Below are 14,690 nucleotides of genomic sequence, written 5' to 3' on the forward strand. Positions count from 1 at the left end.
AGGGTCGCTTTTTCCTGGAGTAAACCACCATGTCTGAAGGCTGGAATATTGCCATACTAGGCGCAACGGGCGCCGTCGGCGAAGCCCTGCTCGAAACCCTTGCTGAACGTCAGTTCCCGGTGGGTGATATTTACGCCCTGGCGCGTAACGAAAGCGCGGGCGAGCATCTGCGTTTTAACGGTAAGTCGGTCATCGTACAGGATGCCGCGGAGTTTGACTGGACTCAGGCCCAGCTGGCCTTTTTCGCCGCCGGCGTCGAGGCCACGGCGGCCTACGTTGATGAGGCGACTAACTCTGGCTGTCTGGTTATCGACCTGAGCGGCCTGTTCGCGCTGGAGCCGGACGTCCCGCTGGTGGTTCCGGAAGTTAACCCATTTGTGCTGGCTGATTACCGCAATCGTAACGTTATTGCCGTTGCCAACAGCCTGACCAGCCAGCTGCTGGCCGCGCTGAAGCCGCTGATTGATGAAGGCGGCCTGTCGCGTATTCAGGTCACCAGCCTGCTCTCCGTCTCCGCCCAAGGTAAAAAAGCCGTCAGCGCGCTGGCGGGGCAGAGCGCTAAGCTGCTCAACGGCATGCCGATTGATGAAGATGATTACTTTGGTCGTCAGCTGGCGTTCAACATGCTGCCCATTCTGCCCGATCGTGAAGGCAGCGTGCTGGAAGAGCGGCGTATCGTCGACGAAGTACGGAAGATCCTCCAGGATGAAGGGCTGATGATCTCCGCAAGCGTGGTCCAGTCGCCGGTATTCTACGGCCATGCGCAGGTGGTTAATTTCGAAGCCATGCGTCCGCTGGCCGCAGAAGAGGCGCGCGATGCCTTCGTACGCGGCGAAGATATCGAGCTGTCCGAAGCGAGCGAGTTTCCGACTCAGGTTGGCGACGCTTCCGGCACCAGCCAACTCTCCGTCGGCTGCGTGCGTAACGATTACGGGATGCCGGAGCAGATTCAGTTCTGGTCCGTTGCCGACAACGTCCGCTTCGGCGGCGCGCTGATGGCGGTGAAAACCGCTGAGAGGCTGGTGCAGGAGTATTTTTACTGATGTCTGAGATGGAGCAGCAGCCGGTCTGTAAAATCGCGCTGGGCATCGAGTACGACGGCAGTAAATATTACGGCTGGCAGCGGCAGAACGAAGTGCGTAGCGTGCAGGAGAAGCTGGAAAAGGCGCTCTCGCAGGTGGCGAATGAACCGATTAACGTCTTCTGCGCGGGCCGCACCGACGCCGGCGTTCATGGCACCGGACAGGTGGTGCATTTTGAAACGCGTGCGCTGCGTAAAGACGCGGCCTGGACGCTGGGCGTGAATGCGAATCTGCCTGGTGACATTGCCGTGCGGTGGGTTAAACATGTGCCGGAAGAGTTCCACGCGCGCTTCAGCGCAACGGCGCGCCGCTACCGCTACGTTATCTATAATCATCGGCTGCGCCCGGCGGTGTTAAGCCAGGGGGTGACTCATTATCACCAGCCTCTGGATGCCGAACGGATGCAGCGTGCGGCGCAGTGCCTGCTGGGCGAGAATGATTTTACCTCGTTCCGCGCGCTGCAGTGCCAGTCGCGTACGCCCTGGCGCAACATTAAGCACATTAGCGTCACCCGTTATGGCGCATATGTGGTGGTCGATATCAAAGCAAACGCCTTTGTACATCATATGGTAAGGAACATTGTCGGCAGCCTGATGGAAGTGGGGGCCGGTAACCAGCCAGAGAGCTGGATTGCAGAACTTCTGGCGGCAAAAGACAGGAAGCTAGCCGCCGCGACGGCAAAAGCCGAAGGATTGTATCTGGTGTCGGTCGACTATCCGGCCCATTTCGATCTGCCGGTGATGCCGATGGGCCCGCTGTTTCTGGCGGACTGACGTATACGCCTCATCCTTCAGGCTGCCGCGCTGCCGGCCGCGCTGGTTTCCCCGGGCTTGCCTCTTGAGGTGGCCCGGGAGCTACCGTTCGGCCGCCTGGATACGCCGTGAAGGATTTTACGTATTGCTATTAAGGACTCAAACGGTATGGACCTGATTCGCTTTTTAATTGATTTCATCCTGCATATAGATGTACACCTGGCCGAACTGGTTGCCGAGTACGGTATCTGGGTTTATGCCATTCTGTTTTTGATTTTGTTTTGCGAAACGGGTCTGGTGGTCACACCGTTCCTGCCGGGAGATTCGCTGCTGTTTGTTGCCGGCGCGCTGTCAGCGCTGCCGACTAACGATCTGAACGTGCATCTGATGGTGGTGCTGATGGTTATCGCGGCGATTGTCGGCGATGCCCTGAACTACACCATCGGGCGGCTGTTCGGTGAAAAGCTCTTCAGTAATCCTGATTCTAAAATCTTCCGCCGCAGCTATCTGGACAAGACCCACTCGTTCTACGAGCGTCACGGCGGCAAAACCATTATCCTCGCTCGCTTCGTGCCGATTGTCAGAACCTTTGCGCCATTTGTGGCGGGAATGGGCCACATGTCCTATCGTCATTTTGCGGCCTATAACGTGGTTGGCGCATTGCTGTGGGTGCTGCTGTTCACCTATGCAGGCTACCTGTTTGGCGATTTGCCGATCGTCCAGGAAAACCTGAAGCTGCTGATTGTCGCGATTATTCTCCTCTCTGTGCTGCCGGGGGTGATTGAAATCATTCGCCACAAGCGCGCGGCGGCGAAGCAGTCGAAATAGCCTCTGTAGTGTAATCTTCTGCGGGGGGAGCGCCTCCGCCCGCAGATTGAAGTGTGAGCGGTACGACCACTTTTTTATCCCATGTGACGGGATGTTATGATTTAATGTGCAACATTCATGGTCTGTAAGGGTCAAAAATGGCATTATGCGCCCCTTACGACAAAACTGGCATCGACCAGGTTCAGGCAGAAAGGTTATCAATGAGCTGGATTGAACGAATTAAAAGCAATATAACTCCCACCCGCAAGGCAAGCATTCCTGAGGGTGTATGGACCAAGTGCGACAGCTGCGGTCAGGTACTGTACCGCGCAGAGCTGGAGCGCAACCTGGAGGTTTGCCCTAAGTGCGATCACCATATGCGTATGTCGGCGCGTAATCGCCTGCATAGCCTGTTGGACGAAGGTTCCCTTGTGGAGCTGGGAAGCGAGCTCGAGCCGAAAGATGTGCTGAAGTTCCGCGATTCGAAAAAATACAAAGACCGCCTGGCGTCGGCTCAAAAAGAGACCGGCGAGAAAGATGCGCTGGTGGTTATGAAGGGCACGCTGTACGACATGCCGGTTGTCGCCGTTGCTTTTGAATTCGCCTTTATGGGCGGTTCGATGGGCTCGGTGGTGGGCGCGCGCTTCGTACGTGCCGTTGAACAGGCGTTGGAAGACAACTGCCCGCTGGTTTGCTTCTCAGCGTCCGGCGGCGCGCGTATGCAGGAAGCGCTGATGTCGCTGATGCAGATGGCGAAAACGTCAGCCGCGCTGGCGAAAATGCAGGAGCGCGGTTTACCGTATATCTCCGTGCTGACCGACCCGACGATGGGCGGCGTATCGGCGAGCTTTGCGATGCTCGGCGATCTGAACATCGCGGAACCGAAAGCGCTGATCGGCTTTGCCGGCCCTCGCGTTATCGAGCAAACCGTACGCGAAAAGCTGCCGCCAGGATTCCAGCGCAGCGAGTTCCTGATTGAAAAAGGGGCGATCGACATGATCGTACGTCGCCCTGAAATGCGCCTGAAGCTGGCCAGTATTCTGGCGAAGCTGATGAATCTCCCGGCGCCATGCCCGGAGGTTTCTCATGAAGGCGACGCGGTGCCGCCGGTACCGGATCAGGAACCAGAGGCCTGATAGTGCAGAGGGCAGGCCTGACGGTGCTGCCCTTTTTTTATATTCAAATAACTACGCGACATCATCCTGACCTGGCCGCATCGCGGCATGCTGACAGATGAGCGTATTTACCGTTAACTCTTGCGGACATCATGGAAAAAGAACCTATTCCTCAGGCCACGTCGCCCCTGGCTACGTGGCTTTCTTATCTGGAGCATCTGCACAGCAAAACTATCGATCTCGGGCTGACGCGCGTGAACGAGGTTGCCGGGCGGATGGCGGTAGTGAAACCTGCGCCGTTCGTATTTACGGTGGCGGGCACCAACGGTAAGGGGACCACCTGCCGTACGCTGGAGTCGGTGCTGATGGCGGCGGGCTATAGGGTCGGCGTCTACAGTTCACCGCATCTCGTGCGCTATACCGAACGCGTACGCGTGCAGGGAGAGGAGCTGGCAGAATCGGCGCATACCGCCTCTTTCGCTGAAATCGAAGCGGCGCGCGGCGAAATATCCCTGAGCTATTTTGAGTTCGGTACGCTCTCCGCACTGTGGCTGTTTAAGCAGGCGCAGCTGGACGTTGTTATCCTTGAGGTTGGGCTGGGCGGTCGCCTTGACGCGACAAATATCGTTGATGCCGACGTGGCGGTGGTGACCAGTATTGCGCTCGATCATACCGACTGGCTGGGGCCGGATCGCGAAAGCATCGGCCGCGAAAAGGCCGGTATTTTCCGTTCAGGCAAGCCGGCTATCGTCGGTGAGCCGGATATGCCTCATACCATTGCCGACGTTGCGGCGGAAAAAGGCGCTCTGCTGCGCCGTCGTGACCTTGACTGGCGCTATGTTACCGGCGAGCAGGCGTGGGATTTCAGCGACGAGCAGGGGACGCTGGCAGGGCTGCCGCTGCCTCAGGTGCCAATGCCGAATGCGGCTACGGCGCTGGCCGCGCTGCGCGCCAGCGGGCTGGCGGTGAACGAACGGGCGATTCGCGACGGCATTAAGCAGGCGATGCTACCCGGGCGTTTCCAGATAATTGGCGAAACGCCGCGCGTGATCCTCGACGTTGCCCATAACCCACATGCGGCGGCATATCTGGCCGGACGTCTCAAAAGCCTGCCGAAAACGGGGCGCGTGCTGGCGGTTATTGGTATGCTGCACGATAAGGATATTGCAGGTACGCTGGCAAACCTGACGGCTGAAGTCGATTGCTGGTACTGCGCGCCGCTGGAAGGGCCGCGTGGGGCAACGGCGGAACAGCTGCTGGAGCATTTGCGTACAGGGCGAGCCTGCGCGGACGTCGCTCAGGCATGGCATGCGGCCATGGCCGATGCCGGACCGGAAGATACGGTGCTGGTGTGTGGTTCATTCCACACGGTGGCGCATGTAATGGAAGAAATAGACGCGGGGAGAATCGGTGGCGAGTAAGTTTCAGAACCGTTTAGTCGGGACGATTGTGCTGGTGGCGCTGGGAGTCATTATCCTTCCAGGGCTGCTTGACGGTCAGAAAAAACACTATCAGGATGAGTTTGCGGCGATCCCGCTGGTGCCGAAGCCGGGCGATCGCGATGAGCCTGACATGCTACCGGCGGCAACTCAGGCCTTGCCTGCTCAGCCTCCGGAAGGGGCGGCAGAAGAGGTGAGGGCCGGCAATGCGGCGGCGCCGTCGCTGGATCCGTCGCGCATCCCGGTGAACAGTAACAGCTTTGATGATGTTCAGGAGCCGGTTGTCGCGCCCAAGCCGCAGCCAAAACCTCAGGTTCAGCCGAAGCCGCAACCGCAGCCGCAGCCGCAGCCTAAGCCGGTCGATAAGCCTCAGCCGCAGCAGCAGCAGACTGCCGCCCAGACGCCGGCGCCGAAGCCTGCTGAAATTCCTGCGCCAACCGGCAGAGCCTACGTGGTGCAGCTGGGGGCGTTGAAGAATGCGGACAAGGTAAATGAAATTGTCGGTAAGCTGCGCTCCTCCGGGTTCAAGGTTTACACGTCGCCTTCGACGCCGGTGCAGGGGAAAATCACCCGAATTTTGGTTGGCCCTGATGCGTCGAAAGATAAGCTGAAAGGCCAGCTTGGCGATCTGAAGCAGCTGTCAGGTCTGAGCGGTGTGGTGATGGGATACAGTCCAAACTAGCCTTGCTATTCAGCCTGATAGCGCTGGAGAACGCCGATATTGATGCAGGGTCGGGAGACGATCGCCCTGGCGCAGTTCAGGTCGGACAGGTCAGCGGGCGTCGGGCTCGCTGGCGGTGAACGGGGGGCTGAATCCCTTACCTGACGCGCCCTGCAGAGGCAAAAGGTAGCATGGCGTTGAATGTTTTTTCAGCGCCATTTTTATTTCTGTAGGGCACGGAAATCCCTACGCAAACGTTTTCTTTTTCTGTTAGAATGCGCCCCGAACCGGACGACAGGGCGTAAAATCGTAGGATGTATATGGTCTGGATTGATTACGCCATTATTGCGGTGATTGGTTTTTCCTGTCTGGTAAGCCTGATCCGCGGCTTTGTTCGTGAAGCGTTATCGCTGGTAACCTGGGGATGTGCTTTCTTTGTTGCCAGTCATTACTACACTTACCTGGCTGTCTGGTTCACGGGCTTTGAAGACGAAATGGTCCGCAATGGGATTGCTATCGCGATACTGTTTATCGCAACGCTTATCGTCGGCGCTATCGTTAACTACGTGATTAGCGCACTGGTAGAGAAAACCGGCCTGTCGGGTACCGACAGGGTGTTAGGGATCTGCTTCGGCGCCCTTCGTGGCGTGCTGATTGTCTCTGCGATCCTGTTCTTTCTCGATAGTTTTACCGGTATGGCGAAAAGCGAAGACTGGCAAAAGTCGGAGCTTATCCCGCAGTTCAGTTTCGTTATCAGATGGTTTTTTGACTATCTGCAGAGCTCGTCAAGTTTCTTGCCCAAAGCATAAGCGTTGGGATGTAGCTGAACGAGGAAAAGACGTATGTGCGGTATTGTCGGTATCGCCGGTGTTATGCCGGTAAACCAGTCGATTTATGACGCGTTAACGGTGCTTCAGCATCGTGGCCAGGATGCCGCAGGCATCATCACCATTGATGCAAATAATTGCTTCCGCTTGCGTAAGGCAAACGGGCTGGTGAGCGATATTTTTGAGGCTCGCCACATGCAGCGTATGCAGGGCAACATGGGGATCGGCCACGTCCGTTACCCTACGGCTGGCAGCTCCAGCGCCTCCGAGGCTCAGCCTTTCTACGTTAACTCGCCGTATGGCATTACGTTGGCGCATAACGGTAACCTGACCAACGCTCACGAGCTGCGTAAAAAGCTGTTTGAAGAAAAACGCCGCCACATCAACACCACCTCCGATTCTGAAATTCTGCTCAATATTTTCGCCAGCGAGCTGGATAACTTCCGCCATTATCCGCTGGAAGCCGACAATATCTTTGCGGCAATTGCTGCGACCAATCGGCAGATTCGTGGCGCCTATGCCTGCGTGGCGATGATTATCGGCCACGGTATGGTTGCGTTTCGCGATCCGAACGGTATTCGCCCGCTGGTACTGGGCAAGCGTGATATTGGCGACGGCCGTACCGAGTACATGGTGGCCTCCGAAAGCGTGGCGCTGGATACTCTGGGCTTCGAGTTCCTGCGCGACGTTGCGCCGGGAGAAGCGGTGTACATCACCGAAAAAGGCCAGCTGTTTACCCGCCAGTGTGCGGAGAACCCGGTCAGCAACCCGTGCCTGTTTGAGTACGTCTATTTTGCCCGTCCGGACTCCTTCATCGATAAGATCTCCGTCTATAGCGCTCGCGTGAATATGGGGACTAAGCTGGGCGAGAAAATTGCCCGCGAATGGGAAGATCTGGACATTGACGTGGTCATCCCGATTCCGGAAACCTCCTGCGATATCGCGCTGGAAATTGCCCGTATTCTCGACAAGCCTTATCGTCAGGGCTTCGTCAAAAACCGCTATGTCGGCCGTACTTTTATCATGCCGGGCCAGCAGCTGCGTCGTAAATCAGTACGTCGTAAGCTCAACGCTAACCGCGCCGAGTTCCGTGATAAAAACGTCCTGCTGGTCGATGACTCCATCGTTCGCGGCACCACCTCGGAACAGATTATCGAGATGGCGCGCGAAGCGGGCGCGAAGAAGGTCTATCTGGCTTCCGCTGCGCCGGAGATTCGCTTCCCGAACGTCTACGGCATCGATATGCCGACGGCCACCGAGCTGATCGCCCACGGTCGTGAAGTTGACGAAATTCGGCAGATCATCGGCGCTGACGGTTTAATCTTCCAGGATCTGAACGATCTGATCGACGCCGTGCGGGCCGAGAATCCGGATATTCAGCAGTTTGAATGTTCGGTATTTAACGGTGTGTACGTCACTAAGGACGTCGATCAGCAGTACCTCGATTATCTCGACTCCCTGCGTAACGACGATGCTAAAGCGGTGCAGCGTCAGAACGAAGTGGAAAACTTAGAGATGCATAACGAAGGCTAAACCACGCCTTTGTTGTCAAAGCCCGCCGTCGTCAGACTGCGGGCTTTTTGTTTTTCGGGCCCCGGTTAGCTGGCCGCCGGGCTTGCGTCCGGTGCTATAATCCGGCAAAGTCTGCGACACTAAGCAGAAGGGGCAATCATCGTGAAACGACTTATCATTGGAATTTCTGGCGCCAGCGGTGCCGTTTACGGCGTGCGGCTGCTCCAGGTATTGCGCGATGTCGCGGATGTTGAAACCCATCTGATCATGAGCCAGGCGGCGCGGCAGACTCTGGCCCTTGAGACCGACTACTCCCTGCGTGAAGTTCAGGGGCTGGCCGACGTCGTCCACGATGCCCGCGATATTGCCGCCAGCATCTCTTCCGGCTCGTTTAAAACCGCCGGGATGGTGATACTCCCCTGCTCGATGAAAACGCTTTCAGGGATTGTTCATAGCTATACCGATGGCCTGATGACCCGGGCGGCGGACGTGGTGCTGAAAGAGCGTCGTCCGCTGGTGCTTTGCGTGCGCGAAACGCCGTTCCACCTCGGACACCTGCGTCTGCTGGTCCAGGCGGCGGAAATGGGCGCGGTTATCATGCCGCCGGTTCCGGCCTTCTACCATCGCCCGCAAACCCTGGACGACGTTATCAACCAGACGGTCAATCGCGTCATCGATCAGTTCGATATCACTCTGCCGCAGGACCTGTTCGCTCGCTGGCAAGGGGCATAGGCGCGCGCTAAAATAGTGCGCTTTATGATTCTTTGCGCCACGATGGTGCAATTTTGTCGCCCCGATCAAATCCTCAACATTTAATTTGTTTTTTTGCGTTTCGACGCTGCGGTTTCTCCGTTAATACTGCTATCTTCCCTTTCAAGACAATTCTGCAACTTTATATTAACAAATTTAACGCTGTTTCCAGCACGCACTGAGAAAATGGCACAAAAACTGCAGGATACGTCGGCACTACACATAACTAAACAACGCACCGCATAACAACATCACGACACTTAAGGGTATTGTATGAAGAAGACGATCCTGGCCCTCTCTTTAATTATGGGAATTAGCAGTGCTTCCAGCGTCTTTGCAGCTCTGCCGCAAAGCATCCGCATCGGCACCGATGCCACCTACGCGCCATTTTCCTCTAAGGATGCCAAAGGTGATTTCGTCGGCTTTGACATCGATTTGGGCAACGAACTCTGTTCGCGTATCAAGGTAAAATGTACCTGGGTAGGGAGTGATTTTGATTCACTGATCCCGTCGCTGAAGGCGAAGAAAATTGACGCCATCATCTCTTCATTATCGATTACCGAAAAACGTCAGCAGGAGATTGCCTTCTCTGACAAGCTTTATGCCGCAGACTCCCGCCTGATTGCGCAGAAAGGCTCCACCATCCAGCCGACGCTGGAATCGCTGAAAGGCAAACACGTTGGCGTACTGCAGGGCTCGACTCAGGAGTCTTACGGCAACGAACGCTGGCGCAGCAAAGGCGTTGATGTGGTGGCCTATCAGAACCAGGACCTGATTTACTCTGACCTCGCCGCCGGTCGCCTCGACGCCGCGCTGCAGGATGAAGTGGCCGCCAGCGAAGGGTTCCTCAAACAGCCTGCCGGCAAAGATTTCGCGTTTGCCGGTCCTTCCGTAAAAGACAAACAGTTCTTCGGTGATGGCACCGGCATTGGCCTGCGCAAGACGGACGGCGAGCTGAAAGCCGCCTTCGACAAAGCGTTGGGTGAAATGCGTAAAGACGGCACCTACGACAAGATGGCGAAGAAGTACTTCGACTTTAACGTTTACGGTGACTAAGCGTGCTGCTGGCCCGGTATACCGGGCCTTTTAGATTCGCGATAGCTATCTGTGCCCCTTATTGGTGCATTGGTCGTCTCGCTGTCTCGTTTTGGTGCAAAAATTGCATAGTTAAGCGTTTCTGATGCGAAAAAATTTGCTCCCCGGCGCAGAATGTTTTGCCTTATCGGGGAGAAAAGTGGCACGATAACTGGCTTAAGTACTTCTAATAAACCCATTAGAATGACAGTTTGTTGAGGATAGTTATGAAAAAACTGGCGTTGTCTCTTTCTTTAGCGCTGGCCCTTTCCAGCGTTTCCACGGTATTCGCAGCCATTCCGCAAAAGGTTCGTATCGGTACGGATCCAACTTATGCCCCGTTTGAATCGAAAAATGCCCAGGGTGAGTTGATTGGTTTTGACATCGATCTGGCCAAAGAGCTGTGTAAGCGCATCAATACGCAATGTACCTTCATTGAAAACCCGCTGGATGCGCTGATCCCATCTTTAAAAGCGAAGAAAATCGATGCGATTATGTCTTCGCTTTCTATTACTGAAAAACGCCAGCAGGAAATTGCCTTCACCGACAAACTTTATGCCGCCGATTCCCGCCTGGTGGTGAAAAAGGGCAGCGATATTACGCCGGATCTTACCCTCCTGAAGGGCAAGCGTATCGGCGTGCTGCAGGGCACAACGCAGGAAACTTACGGCAACGAACACTGGGCGCCAAAAGGGATTGAGATTGTCTCCTATCAGGGTCAGGACAATATCTATTCCGATCTGACCGCCGGCCGCATTGACGCTGCGTTCCAGGATGAAGTGGCCGCAAGTGAAGGCTTCCTCAAGCAGCCGGTAGGGAAAGACTATCAGTTCGGCGGCCCGTCCATTAAGGACGAAAAGCTGTTTGGCGTCGGCACCGGCATGGGCCTGCGTAAAGAGGACAACGAGCTGCGCGAAGCGCTGAACAAAGCCTTCGCTGAAATGCGCAAAGATGGCACCTACGACAAGCTGGCGAAAAAATATTTCGATTTTAACGTGTACGGCGACTAACCATCACGCGTACGCCACCGCGCGTATTTTAGCGCGCGGTGGTCGATGATAGACAGGGCAGACAGCATGCTGTACGGGTTTTCACAGGTAATATTGCAGGGCGCTCTTGTCACGCTGGAGCTGGCCCTTAGTTCGGTTGTGCTGGCGGTCCTGATTGGTCTGGCTGGCGCCGGCGCGAAGCTATCGAGCAATCGACCGCTGGCGCTGGTATTTGAAGGTTACACCACCTTAATTCGTGGCGTGCCGGATCTGGTGCTGATGCTGCTGATTTTCTACGGGCTGCAGATCGCGCTGAACGCTCTCACCGATGCGCTAGGTATGTCGCAGTTTGATATCGACCCGATGATTGCGGGCATTATCACTCTGGGCTTTATCTACGGCGCGTACTTTACGGAAACCTTTCGTGGCGCTTTCCTCGCGGTACCGAAAGGACATATCGAAGCGGCGACCGCCTTTGGTTTTAGCGGCGGGCAGACGTTCCGGCGTATTCTGTTCCCGGCGATGATGCGCTATGCGCTGCCGGGGATCGGCAACAACTGGCAGGTTATCCTGAAAGCCACGGCGCTGGTTTCGCTGCTGGGGCTGGAGGATGTGGTTAAAGCGACGCAGCTGGCGGGGAAAAGTACCTGGCAGCCCTTCTATTTTGCCATCGTCTGCGGCCTGATTTATCTCGTATTTACAACGATTTCCAATGGTGTACTGCTGCTGCTTGAACGCCGTTATACCGTGGGCGTGAAGAGGGCTGACCTGTGATTGAGATTATTCAGGAGTACTGGAAATCCCTGCTGTGGACCGACGGCTACCGCTTTACCGGCGTCGCAATCACGCTGTGGCTGTTAATCACCTCGGTGGTTATGGGCGGCGTGCTGGCGATTTTTCTCGCCATCGGGCGCGTCTCCAGCAATAAATACATTCAGTTTCCGATCTGGCTTTTTACCTATATTTTCCGCGGTACGCCGCTCTACGTGCAGCTGCTGGTGTTTTACTCCGGTATGTACACGCTGGAAATTGTCAAGGGCACCGAGCTGCTGAACGCCTTTTTCCGCAGCGGGCTGAACTGTACGGTGCTGGCACTGACGCTGAATACCTGCGCCTATACGACGGAGATTTTTGCCGGGGCGATTCGTTCGGTCCCCGCCGGAGAGATTGAGGCGGCGCGGGCGTATGGTTTTTCATCGGCCAAACTGTATCGCTGCATTATTCTACCCTCCGCGCTGCGCATCGCGCTGCCGGCGTACAGTAATGAAGTGATTCTGATGCTGCACTCCACCGCGCTGGCCTTTACCGCCACGGTGCCGGATCTGCTGAAAATTGCTCGTGATATTAACTCGGCGACCTATCAGCCGTTTACCGCCTTCGGCATTGCCGCGGTGCTGTACTTAATTATCTCGTATGTGCTGATTAGCCTGTTCCGCAAGGCGGAAAAGCGCTGGCTGCAGCATATAAAACCTTCTTCGACGCACTGAGAACGCCATGTCCGACAATAAATTAAACGTTATCGATCTCCATAAACGTTACGGCGAGCATGAGGTACTGAAAGGTGTCTCGATGCGGGCAGAAGCCGGGGACGTTATCAGTATCATCGGCTCATCGGGTTCCGGTAAAAGTACCTTTTTGCGCTGTATTAACTTTCTTGAGAAACCGAGCGAAGGCACGATTGTTGTTAGCGGGCAGAATATTGGCCTGGTTCGCGACAAGGATGGTCAGCTCAAGGTGGCGGATAAAAACCAGCTGCGCCTGCTGCGCACCCGTCTGACGATGGTATTCCAGCATTTCAACCTGTGGAGCCATATGACGGTGCTGGAAAACGTCATGGAAGCGCCCATCCAGGTGCTGGGACTAAGTAAGCAGGAAGCGCGGGTACGGGCAGAAAAGTACCTGGCGAAAGTCGGCATCGACGAGCGTCAGCAGATCAAATATCCGGTGCATCTCTCTGGCGGTCAGCAGCAGCGCGTGTCCATTGCGCGTGCGTTGGCGATGGAGCCTGAAGTCCTTCTGTTCGATGAACCGACCTCCGCGCTCGACCCTGAGCTGGTGGGAGAAGTGCTGCGCATCATGCAGCAGCTGGCGGAAGAGGGGAAAACGATGGTGGTGGTGACGCATGAAATGGGCTTTGCCCGCCACGTCTCCTCGCACGTTATTTTCCTCCATCAGGGCAAGATTGAAGAGGAAGGTCATCCCGATGAGGTTTTCGGTAATCCGAAAAGCCCGCGTTTGCAGCAGTTCCTCAAAGGCTCGTTGAAGTAAATTTCGCGCTCTCCCCGGCGGGGTAGATATACTCTGCCGGGGCAGGATCAGCGCTCCAGGCGATAGATCCAGTCATCGTAGTCAACGCCGTCCAGATGCCACGCCTTCTCCAGGATCTGGATCCGCCGGAAACCGTGTCTTTCCAGCAGCCGCGAAGAGCCTGAATTATCCCCGATGACCCACGCATTAATCGCGTTGATGCCGAGCCGGGTAAATCCGTAGCGGCAAATCTCCTTCAGCGCTTCGCTGGCATAGCCTTTCCCCTGAGCCTCAGGCAGCAGGGCATAGCCGACATCGGCTTCGTGCGGATTCTTACTACTGATGCGCAGGCCGATATCGCCAAGAGCCTCGCCGCGGCTATCGCGTAACACGAATACGCCGGATGCTTCACGGCGCGCATCGAACACGTTTCGCAGCGCCGTCTCGTCAAGAATGGGGCCCATAAAGCGCATCACCTGGCGATCGCTACGCAGGCGCAGGAAAAAGGGCCAGTCGGATTCGGTGAACGGAGAGAGCAGCAGGCGCGGGGTGGTTAGCGTAATCATAAGCGGGCCATTACGGTGGATCGTGGGTTCACCTTAACACCAGAAAGTACCGGATAACATGATCCTGTACCGATCGTGGCGGCGGTTATCCGGCGGCTGGTGAGGTCGGTAGCGGCTTGTCGAACCCGTGAAAATAGTGCAGCACGGTTTCGCTCTGGCGAGAGGCCCGCAGCTGCAGGGCCAGATTCAGGTTATCGAGGACCTCTGCGTGCGCCACCAGCGGCGAGTCCGCCGCAATTCTCGCTTCCGCGACCAGCCAGCCGACAATGGTTTTCCAGCGCCACAGCGGCGAGTTGCCTTTTACGCGCTGTACGGGGCCGGGAAATTTGCCGGAGCCTCGCGCCCCGTCTTTTAGCAGGGCAACGGCCTGTCGTGAAAGACCTGTGAGTTCGGCGATGTCGCTTAAGCCTACCAGCGTAGCGTCGACGGACTCGACCCGGGCATTCAGCTCCGATGCGGATTCGATGTTATCGATGGCAGACAGAATCGCCTGTTCGAGCGATTCGCTTTCGCGATCGAATTCCAGATACACCGCCGTGGCGTAAAAACAAACCAGCGCGTCAGCACAACCGGCGTGATGCAGCGCGTCCTCAAGACCTGGCGTATGGGCGCTAACGCCTGATAGCGTTAGGGTAAAGTTATAGAGGGTCATAGTTTGCGCTCCTTATGATTAAACCGAGCCGCCGACGTTGAACGGCAGCGGTCGACCATCCTGATAATTTGCCTGGCGTGATTCTCGGGAACGGCAGGGGTCGACCAGATGCTCATCATATGTTCACGATGATTAGCCGTCCCGCACCTGAGTCGTCCGAAGCAGTGCGCGCTCTTCCCGCCAGCGATAAAAATCCACCCCCGTGTGCGGGCATATT

General features: G+C 56.2%; 17 protein-coding genes. 14 read left to right on the plus strand and 3 right to left on the minus strand.

Features of this window, described 5'->3' with window-relative positions:
• Positions 1-29 precede the first annotated feature (29 nt).
• From GO007_RS13015 to GO007_RS13055, 9 genes are all read left to right on the plus strand, one after another.
• Entirely contained in the window at positions 30-1,043 is a 1,014-nt protein-coding gene (locus GO007_RS13015; protein WP_095100511.1) for an aspartate-semialdehyde dehydrogenase, read from the plus strand.
• Positions 1,043-1,855 (plus strand): tRNA pseudouridine(38-40) synthase TruA, encoded by an 813-nt coding sequence (truA, locus tag GO007_RS13020; RefSeq protein ID WP_095100513.1) that lies wholly within the window; start codon positions 1,043-1,045, stop codon positions 1,853-1,855. The genes GO007_RS13015 and truA overlap by 1 nt, the downstream gene beginning before the upstream one ends.
• A 147-nt stretch (positions 1,856-2,002) precedes the next feature.
• Positions 2,003-2,662, plus strand: coding sequence for a DedA family protein (locus GO007_RS13025; RefSeq protein ID WP_095100515.1), 660 nt, complete (start codon positions 2,003-2,005; stop codon positions 2,660-2,662).
• 200 nt (positions 2,663-2,862) lie between these two features.
• Positions 2,863-3,777: an acetyl-CoA carboxylase, carboxyltransferase subunit beta gene (gene accD, locus GO007_RS13030; protein ID WP_189339864.1), complete on the plus strand. Its 915-nt coding sequence runs from the start codon at positions 2,863-2,865 to the stop codon at positions 3,775-3,777.
• Positions 3,778-3,908: 131 nt separating this feature from the next.
• A complete protein-coding gene (folC, locus tag GO007_RS13035) occupies positions 3,909-5,177 on the plus strand; it encodes a bifunctional tetrahydrofolate synthase/dihydrofolate synthase (protein WP_095100519.1) in 1,269 nt (422 codons plus the stop codon).
• A complete protein-coding gene (gene dedD / locus GO007_RS13040) occupies positions 5,167-5,877 on the plus strand; it encodes a cell division protein DedD (RefSeq protein WP_095100521.1) in 711 nt (236 codons plus the stop codon). The genes folC and dedD overlap by 11 nt, the downstream gene beginning before the upstream one ends.
• A 299-nt stretch (positions 5,878-6,176) precedes the next feature.
• A complete protein-coding gene (gene cvpA, locus GO007_RS13045; protein WP_041147709.1) occupies positions 6,177-6,665 on the plus strand; it encodes a colicin V production protein in 489 nt (162 codons plus the stop codon).
• A gap of 33 nt (positions 6,666-6,698) precedes the next feature.
• Entirely contained in the window at positions 6,699-8,216 is a 1,518-nt protein-coding gene (gene purF / locus GO007_RS13050; protein WP_045856095.1) for an amidophosphoribosyltransferase, read from the plus strand.
• Between the two features lie 141 nt (positions 8,217-8,357).
• Positions 8,358-8,927 carry a UbiX family flavin prenyltransferase gene (locus GO007_RS13055; RefSeq protein WP_095100523.1) on the plus strand — a complete coding sequence of 190 codons (570 nt, stop codon included), beginning with the start codon at positions 8,358-8,360 and terminating at the stop codon, positions 8,925-8,927.
• Between the two features lie 80 nt (positions 8,928-9,007).
• On the opposite strand, the gene GO007_RS28940 is transcribed toward GO007_RS13055, so the two are convergent.
• Positions 9,008-9,169: a hypothetical protein gene (locus GO007_RS28940; protein ID WP_189339865.1), complete on the minus strand. Its 162-nt coding sequence runs from the start codon at positions 9,167-9,169 to the stop codon at positions 9,008-9,010.
• A 49-nt stretch (positions 9,170-9,218) separates the two neighbouring features.
• Between GO007_RS28940 and argT the strand changes: the two genes are divergently transcribed.
• From argT to hisP, 5 genes are all read left to right on the plus strand, one after another.
• Positions 9,219-10,001 (plus strand): lysine/arginine/ornithine ABC transporter substrate-binding protein ArgT, encoded by a 783-nt coding sequence (argT, locus tag GO007_RS13060; protein ID WP_095100525.1) that lies wholly within the window; start codon positions 9,219-9,221, stop codon positions 9,999-10,001.
• 245 nt (positions 10,002-10,246) lie between these two features.
• Positions 10,247-11,029 carry a histidine ABC transporter substrate-binding protein HisJ gene (gene hisJ, locus GO007_RS13065; RefSeq protein ID WP_095100527.1) on the plus strand — a complete coding sequence of 261 codons (783 nt, stop codon included), beginning with the start codon at positions 10,247-10,249 and terminating at the stop codon, positions 11,027-11,029.
• Between the two features lie 66 nt (positions 11,030-11,095).
• On the plus strand, positions 11,096-11,782 hold the full coding sequence (locus GO007_RS13070) for a histidine ABC transporter permease HisQ (RefSeq protein WP_095100529.1): 687 nt from the start codon (positions 11,096-11,098) through the stop codon (positions 11,780-11,782).
• On the plus strand, positions 11,779-12,495 hold the full coding sequence (locus GO007_RS13075) for an ABC transporter permease (protein ID WP_095100531.1): 717 nt from the start codon (positions 11,779-11,781) through the stop codon (positions 12,493-12,495). The genes GO007_RS13070 and GO007_RS13075 overlap by 4 nt, the downstream gene beginning before the upstream one ends.
• A gap of 7 nt (positions 12,496-12,502) precedes the next feature.
• Entirely contained in the window at positions 12,503-13,276 is a 774-nt protein-coding gene (gene hisP, locus GO007_RS13080; RefSeq protein WP_095100534.1) for a histidine ABC transporter ATP-binding protein HisP, read from the plus strand.
• Between the two features lie 47 nt (positions 13,277-13,323).
• Here hisP and GO007_RS13085 read toward each other — a convergent pair whose 3' ends face one another.
• Together GO007_RS13085 and GO007_RS13090 are read right to left on the minus strand one after the other, a co-directional pair.
• Positions 13,324-13,821, minus strand: coding sequence for a GNAT family N-acetyltransferase (locus GO007_RS13085; RefSeq protein WP_095100536.1), 498 nt, complete (start codon positions 13,819-13,821; stop codon positions 13,324-13,326).
• Between the two features lie 85 nt (positions 13,822-13,906).
• A complete protein-coding gene (locus tag GO007_RS13090; RefSeq protein ID WP_095100538.1) occupies positions 13,907-14,473 on the minus strand; it encodes a helix-turn-helix transcriptional regulator in 567 nt (188 codons plus the stop codon).
• Positions 14,474-14,690 lie beyond the last annotated feature (217 nt).

Origin of the sequence: Klebsiella sp. 10-1, from assembly GCF_009758445.1 — a bacterium.
Taxonomy (GTDB): Bacteria; Pseudomonadota; Gammaproteobacteria; order Enterobacterales; family Enterobacteriaceae; genus Klebsiella; species Klebsiella scottii.

What these genes read in the sequence shown, in the direction of transcription:
- argT (WP_095100525.1), top strand. Translation starts at nt 9,219, where the DNA reads ATGAAGAAGACGATCCTGGCCCTCTCTTTAATTATGGGAATTAGCAGT.
- GO007_RS28940 (WP_189339865.1), bottom strand. Translation starts at nt 9,169, where the DNA reads ATGTGTAGTGCCGACGTATCCTGCAGTTTTTGTGCCATTTTCTCAGTG.
- purF (WP_045856095.1), top strand. Translation starts at nt 6,699, where the DNA reads ATGTGCGGTATTGTCGGTATCGCCGGTGTTATGCCGGTAAACCAGTCG.
- GO007_RS13025 (WP_095100515.1), top strand. Translation starts at nt 2,003, where the DNA reads ATGGACCTGATTCGCTTTTTAATTGATTTCATCCTGCATATAGATGTA.
- GO007_RS13070 (WP_095100529.1), top strand. Translation starts at nt 11,096, where the DNA reads ATGCTGTACGGGTTTTCACAGGTAATATTGCAGGGCGCTCTTGTCACG.
- accD (WP_189339864.1), top strand. Translation starts at nt 2,863, where the DNA reads ATGAGCTGGATTGAACGAATTAAAAGCAATATAACTCCCACCCGCAAG.
- GO007_RS13090 (WP_095100538.1), bottom strand. Translation starts at nt 14,473, where the DNA reads ATGACCCTCTATAACTTTACCCTAACGCTATCAGGCGTTAGCGCCCAT.
- GO007_RS13015 (WP_095100511.1), top strand. Translation starts at nt 30, where the DNA reads ATGTCTGAAGGCTGGAATATTGCCATACTAGGCGCAACGGGCGCCGTC.
- truA (WP_095100513.1), top strand. Translation starts at nt 1,043, where the DNA reads ATGTCTGAGATGGAGCAGCAGCCGGTCTGTAAAATCGCGCTGGGCATC.
- folC (WP_095100519.1), top strand. Translation starts at nt 3,909, where the DNA reads ATGGAAAAAGAACCTATTCCTCAGGCCACGTCGCCCCTGGCTACGTGG.
- cvpA (WP_041147709.1), top strand. Translation starts at nt 6,177, where the DNA reads ATGGTCTGGATTGATTACGCCATTATTGCGGTGATTGGTTTTTCCTGT.
- hisP (WP_095100534.1), top strand. Translation starts at nt 12,503, where the DNA reads ATGTCCGACAATAAATTAAACGTTATCGATCTCCATAAACGTTACGGC.
- hisJ (WP_095100527.1), top strand. Translation starts at nt 10,247, where the DNA reads ATGAAAAAACTGGCGTTGTCTCTTTCTTTAGCGCTGGCCCTTTCCAGC.
- GO007_RS13085 (WP_095100536.1), bottom strand. Translation starts at nt 13,821, where the DNA reads ATGATTACGCTAACCACCCCGCGCCTGCTGCTCTCTCCGTTCACCGAA.